This window comes from Pedococcus sp. P2_F6, from assembly GCF_056403675.1.
Window position 1 is genome coordinate 504200 of the sequence record NZ_JBFUEZ010000003.1, and the last position, 14826, is coordinate 519025.

The following is a 14826-nucleotide window of genomic DNA, read 5'->3' on the forward strand; positions in this document are numbered from 1 at the left end:
TGCACCGGCCCTTGGCTGGTGCAGCTGGCATCGCGAGAGTGACGCCCGCTGTGTAACGCGCAGCACAGACTGGCAGCTCGGAGATCCTCACACTCGAACCATGAACCTGAGAAATAGGGTCGGCTGCGCGATCCGCAACCACGTGTGGGAGCACCGAGAGGTCGACGAGTGGGTGGTGTCCACCTGCCAGCGCTGCGGGACCGTCTCCGAGCTTCCGGCCAGCGAGTACTCGATGGGAGAGGCAAGCCTCGATGGCGACGCCGGCAGGGGCATGCCGGGTCTGTCGATGGGGTTCTTCCAGGACTTCGGCTCAGGCGACGGTGGCGGCGATTTCTGAGTACAGCCGGTCAGCATCACGCGTGTCCTGAAGTTCGACCCCGGGACGGGGGCGGCTCCATCGAGCCGCCCCTGGACCGGTCCGGAGTCAGAGCTCCTGGTTGATCGACAAGATGTTGCCGTCGGGGTCCTTGAACCAGGCGCCCTTGACGCCTTCGATCTCGGCAATGCCGTCGACGGTCTTCAGCCCCGGCATGTCGTACTCCTCGAAGACGACGCCGCGGTCCCGGAGCTCAGCGACGGCCTTTTCCACGTCGTCCACGGTGAAGCCCATGTAGGTGCTCGTGGCCGTGCCGGCGAACCCAGAGGGATAGACGAGCACGAACGTCCCTCCGCCCCCGTCATACCTGACGCCGTCGGCCCTCGAGTCGATGGTCTTCAGGCCCAGGGTCTCGCCGTAGAACTGCTTCGCCCTCTCGATGTCTGACACCGCGATGGTCGGTACTGCCCTCAGTGGTTCGAACATTTCCACAAACCTCCCCAGCTTCCGCGCAAGTGCGCCTCTTGGCGGGCCGGGCCGGGATCGGGGCGACGACCCTCTGAAACGCTACCTCCGAAGCCTTGCCCCCACCTGCGCCATTCGGGTGACCTGCGAGCGCCCGGACGGCTTGTAGCTCGTGCCTCGTTCGTCTGTGGAGCCGGTGACGGGAATCGAACCCGCGTGTCCAGCTTGGGAATCCTGTCGTTGCCAACTGCGACTCTCTGCTGGTGCTGCCATTCGACACCTCAGGTGACCCTCTGTGACCCCTCCACACCGCCAACTGTGGCCCGCTGGTGGTCCGCCGGTGGGATTGGACCTCCACTTGCAAACTCCGAGCGGTCCTGTCGTGGGGTGCCACCCCCGCTTGGGCCGCGTCGTGGACGGCAGCGTGTTCATCGATGGTGTGACGACAAAGTCGTTCCATGCTTCCACTCAGGTGTCTCGGTGGGCGTGAGGCTTAACCACAGCCCTTCATCGAGCCCGACGTCCGACTGTACGAAGGTCCTCATACAACGACCACAGCTCCGGGACCAGCCGTCGACCGCACGGTCCGGCACGGCGGGGTCGCTGTCGAGCTGCGAGGTGCTCCCAACCGGCGGCCAGATCGCACGAATCTCACTCGGTATTCGTTAGCCTCTCGAGTCGTACTGCAGATCCTTGGCGTCGAGTTCCGCGAAGCCACGGCGGGGGTCGTATAGGCTCAGAATGACTCGTGCCCTGGACAACCCTGAACGCGACCGCCACTTCGCGGTCACCTCACTGAGGAGGCTCCACCTGACGCACTCAGAGTCCTCTTACTTGGACGGCTGGGAGCCGGTCCCCGGCTTGGACCTCGGCCGGCGGTACAAGAACGCCCCCATCGTGGAGGCGATCCTGGAATTTCGAGTCGCCCCCACAGACGAGCGCGTCAAGCGGTTGGCCAGCCTCGACTTTGGTGAGAGTTTTGGGGAACCGCAGACGATCTACAACGTCGAGCACGAGGTCAAGTTCGACAACGGCACCATCTCGAGTCAGACCCGGGACAACCAGGTGGGTTTCGCCTTCAGTACTGGTGACAATGCTAGGACCGTTCAGGTAAGCGCCCAGAGTTTTGCGTTCATTTGCCGTGGCCACTACAGCCATTGGGATGACTTCATGAGCGGCGCTGAGCGCGCCTGGGAGATATACCGTGACACAAGTGGCCCGAGCAAGTTGGTGGGGATTGGAGTGCGCTTCGTCAACCACATCCCAATGCCCAACCGCCCCGTCGAGATCAAGGATTACCTACGAATTTCCGTCGACATCCCCGCCCAGTTGCCACAGACACTGAGTGGCCTATTCATGCAGGTGGACATCCCGCTTCCGGCTCAGGAGGCGCAGGCCACTGTCACATCGACGTTCATAGAGGGAACGAAGGAGCAGCCCGGCGGATGGATGCTCCTTGACATCGACGTTAAGACTCTGGTGAACCGCGACACGGCAGATCCTGCGTTTGATGAAGTGATAACAGCTACCCTGGATAGACTCCGGCTGGCCAAGAACTACGTTTTTGAGGCGTGCGTAACCGACGCGACGAGAGGGCTGATGGGCTGATGGCATTGATAGTCAGAAGTGAAGCAACGAAGACCGTCCCTCAGTACGCGACTGGCACTCGATATGACCCACGGGTGGCCGCCCAAGCACGTCTCAGTGGCGCTGCCGCGTCCACACCCGCCTGCAACCCGGTCAGTTTGACCAGTGACCCGTTTTCGCGTGTCTCCGACATCGATTTCGGTGACACCTCGAACGTGACCGTCGTGGATTTCGTACGAGTGGCTGACGCCGACCTCGACTGGTGACTGCGGACGCCCGATTGGCGCCTCACTCAGCTTGGCTCAGTCAGGGCGACGTCTTCAAGAAGCTGCTGTTCGTGCGGGCTGGCGTATCTGACTCCATGGCCGCTCAGTCGCTCGATCACAGTCCGGCGATGTTGATCAGCCACGGCTGCGCGATCGACAAGAAGTCGAATGGGAAGATGCGGGTTGAGCACCTGGCTTTCCTACCCCTTTTGAGTGTGGAAGCGCTGCCGAAGGACCGAGCCGATCTCCTGCGCAGCAAGGCGTACGAACTCCAGCCCTACGAGGCGCTGTACCTTGGGGATGTTGAGGGGGTGGGTGAGAGCTACGTCATGCTGACTCAGCCCTACACTCTGCCAGCTGCCCTCCTGCGTCCCGAGCTTCGGACGTTTACAGCGGAGGAAACGGGGGAAATGGAGGATCAACGCGTTGTCGCGACGATGTGGGATACGCGCGTGGGCACGCTAGATCCGGAGTGTCTGACTCTTTTCAGTCAGAAGTGGAACGTGCAATGGACGCGGATGATGCCTAAGCCGGAGGCGGCTTCCTGAGAGCGTCTTCCCTGAGCTGGTACGCCCTCTCGCGCGCAAAACTCAGAAAATGACGGAATGCTTGCTCCTTCGCCGATCTGCGAGGGGCCGGGGTTCGGTGGGGTGCGCGTGGCGCGAAGCGCCTAAGCGCGGGGCCCCATCGGGGCCCCGGACCCAATGGCGCGGAGCGCCGCCTTGATCCAAGCGAGGTCAATCCAGCAGTCGTCTTCTCGTTTGGGGTCGGGACACGCGTTGTCGGGGAAGGACTATGGCCGCGATGCGAGTTGCTCGGCGGCAGTGAGAGGCCGTGGATGAGTACCACCCGTGCCGCCGACGTCGAGGTGGCTTGCGCCCGGGTTGTGCTCCCGGACAACGACTGGTGCACCGCATTCACTCCATGGGTGTCCAAGGAGCCCGAGTTCTAGGATGCGGGTCTCCAAGGCCTTGGGATCGGCCCACAGGCTGGCGGGAGTGGCGCGCTCGTCCACTTGGGCGCAGTGCAGGATTGGCGTACATGTTGGGACGCTCATCGTCCCGAACTTCAGGCACTGGCGTCGGGAACTGTCGTGCTTGAGACCCACCATCAGCCTGCGTAGAGCGGCAACCTCCCGTCGCACCGTCTGCTGTACTTCGGTGCTGTACCGCCCGTGCCCTTGATCTTCCGATTCTCAGATGTCGGCAGCCGGCCGCAGTCGGTCTGTAGAAGCGCCACAAGGTGCCGCCTTTGGTACCTCAAGCGCGGTTCCAGCTGGTTGTGCGTGGGCGCGTTGCTGTCGGTGCTGCTGTCACAAGAGGCGGCCATCTACGGTCTCGCAGGTTCGGAGCTGGTCGCTTGGGCAACGGCCTGGGTATTTGAAGGCCCCTCACGTTGACGACATCAAAGTGGCAAGTTAGTATATTACAAACGAGCGATGGCATACGCCTCTACCTGAAGGAGTGCAAATGGGGAAGCTGGACGACATACAGGTGCTTCCGAGCGACCCGACTGCCATGTCCACGTTCGAGTCCGATCGCAACGTGCGCGTGGGGCTTGTGCAGGCAGCCTTCGAGTCTGCAACCGCCACGTTCGACCCTAGGGACACGAATCTTGAGCGCGCGATCCAGGGCATTAAGCAAGCAGCCGCCGATGGCGCCACCATGGTTGCGCTGGGGGAAGTCTTTCTGCAGGGCTACGGGGTCGTGGACAAGACGAGGACTTCACTGGATCGCCCCTTCGCGACCCTGTACCCGACGACGCCCGACGCGTCTGATCCACATGTTGCAGAGATGATCACCCTTGCGAACGAACTCCAGGTGACAATTGCTTTTGGTTGTGTGGCGCGCGGCAATCGCATGCCTGGCGACGTGTACAACGCTGCTCTCGTCATCGACCCCGACGACGGCCTTACGGGCATTTACCGCAAGACACACCTCGCGAACTGGCCGTACCTGAATGGCATTGCGGACGAGCACTCCAGGTACTCACCAGGTCGCGATCTGGCGCCGGTGATGACCAAGGACGGCCCCGTGGGTCTGCACATTTGCTACGACATCTCGTTCCCGGAGGTCGCTCGCGCCCAGACGCTGATGGGCGCTACCTACCTGCTGAATCTCGCTGCCGCGGCCGACGGTTTCCAGGCCTACTGGAAGCACATGATGTGGGCTAGAGCCGTCGAGAACATGTCTTGGTACCTGATGGTGAGTGGGATCGGCTCCAATCCAGAGCGGGGCTACGTTGGGGGGACGCGTGCGATCGCGCCAGATGGCGAGGTCGTCGCTCAGTTGCCCTTCGACGAAGAGGGTGTGCTGGTTGTGGACGTGAACCTCGATCGACAGTTTCGCCAGCGATCCGACATGCACATGTTCCATGTGCGTCAGCCGGAGATCTACGGCGCCATCACTGATCCGCGACCGTACCCGTGATCAGCATGCTGAGAGCCGCTTGGGCCTCCTCGCCGCCGGGAAGGGGATCCGAGGCGACGATCAGCCAAGGTTGCCGGTGATGACAATGCAGGCTGACCGGAAGCAGTCTTCAATCCAAACCTGCGATGACCGCGACAACGTCTGCACGGCCGACCTCTCGGCGTTTCTTCACAACGTCCATGAGGCTCGAAAGATTCTGAGGCCCTCTACGCGCATCTTTCAGGTCATCAAGGGATCGGGTTACGGGCTGGGCATCGAGACCGCACTGCGGCTAGGGGTGGCGGCCGGTATCGATTCGTTCTGCGCCGGCACGCCCTCCGAGGCTCTTTTCGCCCGGAAGTTCGCGCCCAAAGCGGAGGTGCTTCTCTTCTCGTCCACGCCACCCTCGCTCCTGCCGGGCTTGGTCTCCAGCGGCGTCATAGTTACCGTGAACAGCGAAGAGTCGCTGGCAGTGCTGCTGCAGAGTGGAGCGGAGGGCCGATTCTTCGTCGAGGTGGACTTCGGGGGCGGGCGGTTCGGCTTGGGGGCGCCACAACTGGAACGGGTCCTTCGTGCCGTCCAGGGACAAGATCGTCTGACGTGCGTGGGGGTGTACACGCACTTCGGTAAGCCGAAGCCCACGGTGCTTGACGCGGGCGTCTTGCGCTTCGACGCGCTCCTACGTCAGGTTCGAGATGCGTTGCCCGGACCGGTATTGAGCATGGTCGCGAGCTCGGCGCCGATGCTTATGAGACCTCACCTTCCGTATGACGCTGTGGATCCCGGAAGCCTGCTCTATGGCTTGTACTCGACGGACGAGGTGCCGACCAAGCCAGTCCTCGCTGAATTGCGCAGTCACTTGATCCAAGTCACCCGGGTACGCGCGCCCACGGAGTTGGCACTCGGTTACGGCGAGCGGGTAATGGTCCCGGCGTCCGGCACCTATGGGGTCTTTCCTTTGGGGTGGCTAGATGGCCTGTCTCCTCGCCCATCAGCCAGCGAATCTGTTGTCACGCATGGCGAGCGGGTTCCTGTCATCGCCCGAACCTTGCTGAACTCCTTGGTCGACTTGTCTGGGCTCAAGTCCAGTGCGTCCGTCGGCGATGCCTTGGCGCTCGTCGGAGGTCGCGGCGAATCTGCCATCTCGCTCGTCGAAGCGGCCGAGATGCACGGACTTTCGACAACCCAGTTCCAATTCTTGGCCGGAAGCGCCGTCTCTCGGCGCTGACCGGGTCGGTGGGTGCTCGCCGCGAACGCGCTCCACTTGAGATGCGCTTGCTTGTGCAGCCGCTAAGAACGGCCCCTGCCGTCAAGGTGCCTGGTAGACGTGTACGGGCCTGTCAGGCAAACGGCCGAACGCTTCCCCGTCTGGGTCGGTTGAGTCAACGAAGCCCTCCCAGGGCAGCATAAGATCTCAATTCCCTCTAGCGAGATACCAAACCTGCGTGCTAGCGTACTCAAATCTCGGCGCTGCAGGCATGAGGTATCCAAGCGACAGAGCCCGGTTCACACATATCTTTACGAGGAGAGACCATGAAGCGAGTCACGCTGCTCTTGCTGGCAGTTGTCCTGCTAACTGTCAGCGCATGCGGTGGCAGTGGATCAGGCGCCGGTAGCAAGAGTTCATCTCTTGTTATCCAGGTCCCGACAGACCCGGGTTCCTTGGACCCTCAGGCCAGCACCGGTGCCTGGGGACGGCCCATGATGCGCCTCGCATACGACACGTTGGTGGCAGAGCAGGACGGAAAGGTCGTTTCTGAACTCGCTGAGTCATGGCACGTCACTCCGACTCAGGCCACGTTCAAGATCCGCGACGGGATCACATGCGCGGACGGCACCAAACTGACAGCTGAAACTGTCGCCGCGAACTTCGAGCGCCTCAAGGATCCAAACGCGAAGATCCCTCTGACCGGAGCTTTTATCGGATCAGTTGACTACAAGGTCAGCACAGATAAGGCCGAGAACAAGGTTACGCTCGACCTGCCGGAGCCGTTCAGCCCTTTGCTGTCGAACCTGGCCTTCTACCCTGGGATCATCTGCCAGAAGGGCCTAGACAATCCCAGTCAGCTTGCCACCAACAGCTTCGGGACTGGTCCGTTCGTCCTCACTAAGGCGCAGCCCGGCCAGTCCTACCAATTTAAGTCTCGCAGTGGCTATTCATGGGGCCCGAATGGCGAGACTGCTGGCGGTGCGGGCTTCCCAAGCTCGCTCGAGGTGCGGGTGATCGACAACGAGACTACCGCGGCGAACCTGATGCTAAGCGGAGGCATCGCGGTCGGCTTCTTCAACTCCCAGGGGGCGACGGACCGATTCCAGACCGACAAGTTCAAAATCATGACTGTTCCTTCTTCCGCGACCTACCTTCAGTTCAACTTTCTGAAGGCGGCAAATCCGGCGCAGGACATCAATGTTCGAAGGGCTCTTGCGTCGTCACTTGACGCCAAGGGCATGAGTCAGATCGCGACCGGATCCCCGGACCAGACGCACAACAGCACTGCGCTGCCGCAGGCATCTTGTCAATCTTCCATCAGTTCAAATGGACTGCTTCCGTACGACACGTCTGCCGCGACCAAGTACCTCGAACAGGCGGGATGGACGCGGAGCGGAGATGGTTGGACCAAGGACGCCCGCAAGCTCGCTCTCAACGTGTTGGTCACAGGGGCCGCGGCACCCAACAAGCCCATCGGAGACTACGTACTGAAGGCATGGACGGATCTCGGGATCAAGGTCAACATGGAGAACGTGGACCAGAAGACGGGCTTGGATCGTCGAATGGAGGGCGACTACGACATTTGGGTCGGTGCTTGGACTGGTGTCTACAATCCCGGAGTGATCGCGCCGTTCCTCACGTCCCCCAAGTCTCCGAACGCTGGGTACATGAAGAACGACAAATACGCGGCGCTCGCCAAGCAGGCCTTCAACATGAATCCTGAAGACTCGTGCGCGGTGTGGGCAGAGGCTCAGCAGGCGATCAACGAAGGGGTCTCTATGGTCCCGCTCTACTACGACGCCACGAAGGTGGTCACCCGAGAGGGAGTCACAGTCAAGCCGTACCGCCAGTACATCGATCCCGCGTCGCTACGCGTCGACTGAGGTAAACCACATGTCGTTTCGCACGATGGCGAGTCTGGTCAGCAAGTTGCTGGCCAGACTCGTCGGGGGAGTCCTCTTGCTTGCGACCGGGGCCTTTATCTTGGTTCAAGCAATGCCTGGGGATCCCGTGGCAAGATTGCTCGGGCCCGGAGCATCGCAAGTTGACGTGACAAGAGCCCGGCAAGCTCTTGGTCTGAACCACCCCATACTGGAGCGGTACCGAGACTTACTGGGTGGTGTCTTCACCCTCCGCTTCGGCGACTCCTTCACGGGGCAGTCCGTGAGCTCGATCCTGGCGGATCGAACATTGAAGACCGCCGAGCTCGCTGCCAGCAGCGTCCTTGTCACGGCGATCCTTAGTGTCGTGATCGGCCTGGTCATGGCGGCAGCAACCAAAGATGAATCGCGCTCGTCTCTTGCGTCCATCTTCACGACGCTTACGGGTCTGCTCTCAGCAATCCCGTCCTATGTCCTGGCCATGGGCTTGGTGGCACTTCTGTCTGTCAGATTCCCGATCTTTCCGGTATCCGACCCTGGCTCCCCGAGCGGTCTGGTTCTCCCCGTCGCGGCCCTCTCGGTGCCCGCCGTTGCGATCCTGTCCCGCATCGTCAGGGTCGAAGCGCTTAGCGCGCTCCAAAGTGAATACGTCAAAACTGCGCGCAGCAAACAATTGCCGCCCGCGTCCATCTACTTTCGACACGTCCTGCCAAACGTCATCACCGGGGCCCTGACGATAGGCGGCGTCTGGTTCGGCTACATGCTGGGAGGAAGCGTCATCGTCGAGAACGTGTTCCAGTGGCCGGGTCTCGGAACGGCACTGGTCAGTGCGACCGACACGCGCGACTACCCCGTCCTGCAAGCGACAATCATCTTGGTTGGCATCGGCGTCTTGCTCGTGAACACCATCGTTGACCTGATTCTGGTCGCCTTGAATCCACGATTGAGGGTTTCACGATGACGCCAACGAATTCTCCGCCGGCAAGAAGTCCTTTGAAGGCAGTCCTTTCGACGAGGTCTGGGCAGCTCGCGGCGCTTTTCGTGCTCATCATCGTGGTTGCCGCCGTGGCCGGACCCCTTGTGGCCGGCGAAGCAGCTAACCGTTTCGACCCGATCGCCGCTCGCCAAGGTCCGAGCGCACACCACCTTCTGGGCACAGACGATCTCGGTCGGGACGTACTCGCACGCCTAATCGCTGCTACGCGACTAACAATCGTCCTCTCCACACTCGCCATCGCATTCTCCGCAATGGTCGGGTACGCAATCGGTTTGATTGCCGCGATGACGGGAGGGCGGACGCGCACGGTGGTGACGGCTTGCCTGAACTTGTGGCTGGCCTTCCCCCCCATCGTCGTCGCACTCTTCGTCAGCGCTCTATACCGAACAACCGCAAGCGCCGTCATCGCAGTCGGCTTAGCCTTCGTCCCTCTCTACGCGCGAACAATGCTCAATCTCGCCAGTTCGGTCGTCGAGTCGGACTACATACACGTAACAAGGCTGTTGGGCCTAAGCCGAGGACGCCGTCTGCGGCGACATATCATACCCAACGTTTCCGGCCCCCTGTGGATCCAGACAACCACTGGGGTAGGCGACGCGATGGTCGCGCTTTCGGCACTGAGCTTCCTAGGCCTGGGCGTTCGACCGCCCGGCTACGACTGGGGAAGTCTCCTCGCCGAGTACCTCGATCGAATCTTCACCGACCCAGTAGTGATCATGGGACCCGCGGGCGCAATCACCCTCGTCGGAATCATGTTCGCGTTCATCGGCGAAAGTGGGGCGCGTAGCATGGACCCGCGGCGATGGACCTCAAGCAAGGGCCGCCATGCGGCCCCCTCTGAGTCCGAGTCTGCTACGCCGACGCACGGGACAGCACGGACAAGCGTCGAAAGTGAAGTATGGCCTGGGGATCGGGAGCAGCGCCTGCTACAGGTACGGAACCTCGAGGTCACCTTCGCGGGGCAACGAGTCCTCCGCGGGGTCAGTTTTCACGTAAATGCCGGCGAGGTCGTCGGCGTTGTAGGTGAATCCGGGAGCGGGAAGAGTATGACCGCGTCCGCCATAGCGGGTCTGGTCCCTGCTCCGGGCGCGGTTACCGCTGACCGGCTTCAGATGGCCGGCGTAAATCTACTTGGTTCATCCAGCGCAGACGTGCGCAAGTTCAAAGGGACAGAAATCGCGACCGTCTTCCAGAATCCGATGGCAGCTCTAACGCCGTCGATGCGTCTGGGTCGTCAGATGACGGAGGCATCGCGTCTACATCTCGGCCTGTCAAAACGAGAGGCCCGAGGGAGAGCGTTGGCAGCGCTGAGAGAAGTGCAGCTTACGGGCGGGCCGCGGATCCTACGGATGTACCCGAACCAATTGTCGGGAGGCATGCGACAGCGAGTGGTTATCGCGATGGGACTCATGACTAAGCCATCCCTACTCATCGCCGATGAGCCAACGACGGCTCTGGACGTCACCATTCAAGCCGAAGTCCTCGCACTGCTCCGCCGGCTACAAGGTCAGCACCAGATGGGGATCCTCTTCATATCCCATGACTTCGGGGTGATCCGGGAGATTTGCGACCGCGTCATTGTCATGCGGGACGGGGAAATCGTCGAGGAACTGTCTGTGGCCGAACTGGAGTCTGCAGAACATCCTTACACGCGAAGTTTGCTTAAGGCGGTGCCAGACATCGATGGGCCAATCGTGGCTCGGCGGAAAAGGTTGATTGTTGATGACCTGGGCTACAAGAGCGAAGAGAGTTCAGGAGCATCTCGATGAGCGCACTCGTCGCTGACGGATTGAAGATCGAATATGGGCAGAGACAGTCACGGTTCACAGCTGTCAGTGACGTGTCGTTTGTTCTCGAGAAGGGGCGCACATTGGGGTTGGTGGGCGAATCTGGCTCCGGGAAATCAACAGTTGCCCGAGCGATTAGCGGCCTTGTCACTCCCGTAGCCGGCACGATCACGGGTGACGCGCTGAGTCGCAAGAATGGTATCCAGATGGTTTTTCAGGACCCATACTCATCCCTTAATCCTCGGATGACGGTCCTCGAGATGTTCAGGGAGGCCCTGCGACTCTCTCCAGCGCCCATGACGGTCAACGATCTAGCCCAGCTGGTGCACTTGGATACCGGTTTGGTGGCCCGCTATCCGCACGAACTCTCTGGTGGGCAGCGTCAGCGCGTCGCAATAGGTCGTGCCCTAGCCGTGCGTCCGTCGGTCCTTGTTCTCGACGAGGTGACTGCGGCTCTCGACGTATCCATCCAAGCCGAAATCTTGCGGACACTGCTCCAAGTGCAGGACGAGATTGAGTTTGCTGGCCTCTTTATCTCTCACGACCTCGCGGTCGTCAGACAGGTGTGCGACCTCACTGCGGTCATGTATCTCGGCCAGGTGGTGGAGGTCGCGGAGACGAGTTGCCTGTTTGCTGACCCCCAGCATCCGTACACGCGAGCGCTGCTCGCGGCTATCCCTGGGAACAAGCGCGAAGGGTTTCGGGCCATCGGCGAGCCGACGGACCCCCGAGAACCGCCGTCTGGTTGTCGCTTCCACCGCCGCTGCCCTGTTGGTCCGATCGCGTTCGATGATCGCTCAATATGCGAGGAGGTGGATCCAGCGATCAACGCAACACAGCGACGGCACCGAGCCGCTTGCCACTTTGCCAGTTCCCTCGACGTCGGTTGATCTCCTGACAGGGACGGCCACTGTCATGTGCGTTCAGATCGCCGCAGCGACGAGTCCGCTTATGACTATGCGCTTCTGCTTGGGCGCAATCCCTCTAGAGGGCTTGCGCCGCGGGGAGACTGATCGTCGCATCGCTGATGTCCGCACTGTTCATCAAAACGGAAATATTCTCCGTGAGGGAATTCGCCGTTCGAGTCTGCATTGCAGTGAAGGCTGCCTCCGGATCACGCCTTTCGATCGCGTCAACTATTGCTCCGCGCTCCGCAACTCGAGTGGTCGACCAGGGGATGAGTCGCAAGACCAACCTCATGACTCTTTCCATGTCGTCAAGCACCGCGACCGCGACCGCGGCGAGTCGCGAGTTTCCGGCGCCATTGATGATGATCGAGTCGAACTCGAAGTGTGCGCGAAGGTATCTCTCAAGCTCATCTTCGGATTCGAAGGGCTGGGATAGGGGGCCTTCAGCTAGTTCACGCAAGCGCACAATGCTCTCTGCGGGTAGACCGCGCAAAGCCGCCATCTCAGCGGCTTTCGGTTGAAGGATGGATCTGAACTCGCCGAGTTCACGCGTGGAGCGCAGGGTTATTGGTGTCACCAGGTACCCAGAGCGGGGGACGGCTTGGACAAGCCCATCTCGATGCAACCTGACGAGAGCCTCGCGGACGGGGGTCTTGCTCGTCCCGAATTGGTTCGCCAACGTTGACTCAGTGAACTGTCCCCCAGGCGGCAGATCCATTTCGATGATGCGTCGCTTGATCGTCCAGTACACCGTCTCGGTCTGGTTGGCGAGCGCGGCTGGGCGCGCGAGGATCGCAGGCAGAATCACGTGTCTAGTATGACAGACCGGCGGACTGGTGTGCCAATACACTCGATTGACACAGTTGCGAGGAAGGGTGCCGCGACGCACTTGGACGCTTTGCTACCGAGCCACCATTCCTGCTGAGAGATCAACGTCTGCTCCACACAGGCCTGACATGCTCAGCATGGCGAGCGCGGCTTCGGCCACCTCTTGCTCGGTAACCATCCTGCCTAGGGCGGCGCGGGAGGTGAAGCTCTTCGCGACCTCTTCGATTGTTTGACCAGAGTGCTCAGCCTCGAGGGTGAAGTTTCGTTCCATGCGTGGGCCGTCCACGGGTCCCGGTGACAATGAATTGACCATCACTCCACGTGGCCCTACTTCAAATGCGAGCGTAGTCGTCAGCCCGATGACAGCCATCTTTGACGCCGTGTACGGGGTTCTGTTGGCCAACGGTCTCTTTCCGCTGACGGAGGCGAGGTTGATCACTTGACCGTGCCCACGGGCGACCATCGGTGGAATAAACGACTTGCACATCAGGAAGACCCCCCGAACATTGACTGCGAACACTTCGTCCCACGCCGTGGGGTCGATATCGACCAAGGGGGACACTGGACCGGCCACTCCAGCGTTGTTAATGAGGACGGAAATTGTCTCCTGGCCAAGTTGCGCGGCGAGTTCCTCCACCGATCCGGGATCAGACGTATCGCAACGCTCCACGCGAACGCTCCCTTCCATCGAGGAAGCCGATTCCTCGAGCTTCTCCATCGTCCGGCCTACCAGGACTACTCGCATTCCGGCCTCGTTTAGCCGGCGCGCAATGGCTCGGCCAAGCCCATCGCCTGCTCCCGTGATCAGGGCCGTCTGGCCCGCGGGGCTCTGCATTCCTGTCGTTGGTGTCACTGGACAGGCGCCCAGGGAAGCTCATCACCGGCGTACTTGTGGGCACGCACATCGCCTGATCGCGCGTGACCCTCGAAGAACTCAACGCGGGACGCTCGGCCGCACAGCCGTCCGAGCTCAGCGCTCGTGCCGCGATCGACTACTTCCTGATACGTGACCGTCCTCAGATACTTGCCGACCCACAGTCCACCCGTGTACCGAGCTGCGCCGCGAGTTGGCAAGGTGTGGTTGGTTCCGATGACCTTGTCGCCGTACGAGACACAGGTTCCCTCGCCCAGAAACATGGCGCCATAGTTGGTCATCGATTCGAGCGCTTCTCGGGGATTGAACGTCAGAATCTGAACGTGCTCAGACGCGTAATCGTCGGCGAGGGCGTATGCGGCCTTCAGCGTCGGAACGACGATGACTTCGCCATGGTTCCGCCAGGCGGGAAGCGCGAAGTCACGGGTGGGCATAGTCTCGAGAATCGTGTCGACAAATGACAGAGCGCGTTGGCCTATGTCAATTGACGTGGTGATGAGGACCGCTGGCGAGTCAGGTCCGTGCTCGGCCTGCGAAAGGAGATCCACCGCAACAACGAACGGGTCGGCCGTTTCGTCAGCGATGATTAGTGTCTCGGTCGGACCCGCGAAGAGATCAATGCCCACTTCTCCGAAGAGTTGCCGCTTTGCTTCCGCAACATATGCGTTGCCTGGACCCGCCAGCATGTCGACCTTCTGAATGTGCTGAGTGCCGATGGCCATGGCTGCGATCGCCTGAGTGCCGCCCAGGATGAAAATGTCGTCTGCACCGGCCAAGTGCATGGCTGCGACAGTGGCGGCGGGAATCTCTCCGCGCAACGGAGGGGTGCAAGCAGTGACGTGCGGAACGCCAGCAACCTTCGCGGTCACGATCGTCATGTGGGCCGAAGCCACGAGGGGATACCGTCCACCGGGAACATACGCCCCGGCCGCTGCTACGGGCAGGTTCCGCTGACCGAGCAGGACGCCGGGTTCCGTTTCGACTTCGAAGTCCTTCAAGGACTCTCTCTGGAACTGGGCGAAACGCCGGACCCGCGTCTGGACAGCGATGATGTCGTCGATCGTCTGCCGCGGGACTGAAGCAACCAGCTCTTCCACGTGGGCCGGATCCAACTTGAAGGACTCGGGGCTCCAGTTATCGAAGCGTTCGGAGTAGTCGCGGACAGCCTCGTCACCGCGCTCTCGGATGTCCGCGATGATGTCCGCTACCACTTGCGGCACGGAGGCCGCTCCAGGCGCGTGACTCTGCGCTGCCGCTGCCTTCTTCAGATGCTTCATTGTTACCTTCTCTCCGGGCCGTC

13 protein-coding genes and 1 pseudogene are annotated in these 14826 nt (G+C 61.2%); 10 read left to right on the forward strand and 4 right to left on the reverse strand.

What is annotated here, in order from left to right:
- Positions 1 to 100 precede the first annotated feature (100 nt).
- The gene (locus AC1DWP_RS10395; RefSeq protein WP_477614386.1) at positions 101 to 337 is read left to right on the forward strand and encodes a hypothetical protein; all 237 of its coding nucleotides are present in this window, start codon (positions 101 to 103) and stop codon (positions 335 to 337) included.
- An 87-nt stretch (positions 338 to 424) separates the two neighbouring features.
- On the opposite strand, the gene AC1DWP_RS10400 is transcribed toward AC1DWP_RS10395, so the two are convergent.
- Positions 425 to 802 carry a VOC family protein gene (locus AC1DWP_RS10400; protein WP_477614387.1) on the reverse strand — a complete coding sequence of 126 codons (378 nt, stop codon included), beginning with the start codon at positions 800 to 802 and terminating at the stop codon, positions 425 to 427.
- Positions 803 to 1522: 720 nt separating this feature from the next.
- On the opposite strand from AC1DWP_RS10400, the gene AC1DWP_RS10405 reads away from it, so the two are divergent.
- The 9 genes and pseudogenes from AC1DWP_RS10405 to AC1DWP_RS10445 all read left to right on the forward strand — a co-directional run bounded on the left by AC1DWP_RS10405 (position 1523) and on the right by AC1DWP_RS10445 (position 11806).
- On the forward strand, positions 1523 to 2389 hold the full coding sequence (locus AC1DWP_RS10405; RefSeq protein ID WP_477614388.1) for a TIGR04255 family protein: 867 nt from the start codon (positions 1523 to 1525) through the stop codon (positions 2387 to 2389).
- 241 nt (positions 2390 to 2630) lie between these two features.
- Entirely contained in the window at positions 2631 to 3182 is a 552-nt protein-coding gene (locus tag AC1DWP_RS10410) for a hypothetical protein (RefSeq protein WP_477614389.1), read from the forward strand.
- Positions 3183 to 4103: 921 nt separating this feature from the next.
- Positions 4104 to 5063 (forward strand): carbon-nitrogen hydrolase family protein, encoded by a 960-nt coding sequence (locus AC1DWP_RS10415; RefSeq protein WP_477614390.1) that lies wholly within the window; start codon positions 4104 to 4106, stop codon positions 5061 to 5063.
- Between the two features lie 79 nt (positions 5064 to 5142).
- Positions 5143 to 6270, forward strand: a complete 1128-nt coding sequence (locus AC1DWP_RS10420) for an alanine racemase (protein ID WP_477614391.1) — start codon at positions 5143 to 5145, stop codon at positions 6268 to 6270.
- Between the two features lie 305 nt (positions 6271 to 6575).
- Positions 6576 to 8135 carry an ABC transporter substrate-binding protein gene (locus AC1DWP_RS10425; protein ID WP_477614392.1) on the forward strand — a complete coding sequence of 520 codons (1560 nt, stop codon included), beginning with the start codon at positions 6576 to 6578 and terminating at the stop codon, positions 8133 to 8135.
- Between the two features lie 25 nt (positions 8136 to 8160).
- A pseudogene (locus AC1DWP_RS10430) lies at positions 8161 to 8376 on the forward strand (ABC transporter permease); the annotation flags it as partial.
- A 39-nt stretch (positions 8377 to 8415) separates the two neighbouring features.
- The gene (locus tag AC1DWP_RS10435; protein ID WP_477614620.1) at positions 8416 to 9093 is read left to right on the forward strand and encodes an ABC transporter permease; all 678 of its coding nucleotides are present in this window, start codon (positions 8416 to 8418) and stop codon (positions 9091 to 9093) included.
- Positions 9090 to 10898, forward strand: a complete 1809-nt coding sequence (locus AC1DWP_RS10440; protein ID WP_477614393.1) for a dipeptide/oligopeptide/nickel ABC transporter permease/ATP-binding protein — start codon at positions 9090 to 9092, stop codon at positions 10896 to 10898. Before AC1DWP_RS10435 ends, AC1DWP_RS10440 begins: the two co-directional genes overlap by 4 nt.
- A complete protein-coding gene (locus AC1DWP_RS10445) occupies positions 10895 to 11806 on the forward strand; it encodes an oligopeptide/dipeptide ABC transporter ATP-binding protein (protein WP_477614394.1) in 912 nt (303 codons plus the stop codon). Before AC1DWP_RS10440 ends, AC1DWP_RS10445 begins: the two co-directional genes overlap by 4 nt.
- Positions 11807 to 11900: 94 nt before the next feature.
- On the opposite strand, the gene AC1DWP_RS10450 is transcribed toward AC1DWP_RS10445, so the two are convergent.
- From AC1DWP_RS10450 to hisD, 3 genes are all read right to left on the reverse strand, one after another.
- Positions 11901 to 12632 carry a GntR family transcriptional regulator gene (locus AC1DWP_RS10450; RefSeq protein WP_477614395.1) on the reverse strand — a complete coding sequence of 244 codons (732 nt, stop codon included), beginning with the start codon at positions 12630 to 12632 and terminating at the stop codon, positions 11901 to 11903.
- Between the two features lie 93 nt (positions 12633 to 12725).
- Entirely contained in the window at positions 12726 to 13487 is a 762-nt protein-coding gene (locus AC1DWP_RS10455; RefSeq protein ID WP_477614396.1) for an SDR family NAD(P)-dependent oxidoreductase, read from the reverse strand.
- A 14-nt stretch (positions 13488 to 13501) separates the two neighbouring features.
- Positions 13502 to 14803 (reverse strand): histidinol dehydrogenase, encoded by a 1302-nt coding sequence (gene hisD, locus AC1DWP_RS10460; RefSeq protein WP_477614397.1) that lies wholly within the window; start codon positions 14801 to 14803, stop codon positions 13502 to 13504.
- Positions 14804 to 14826: the final 23 nt, after the last annotated feature.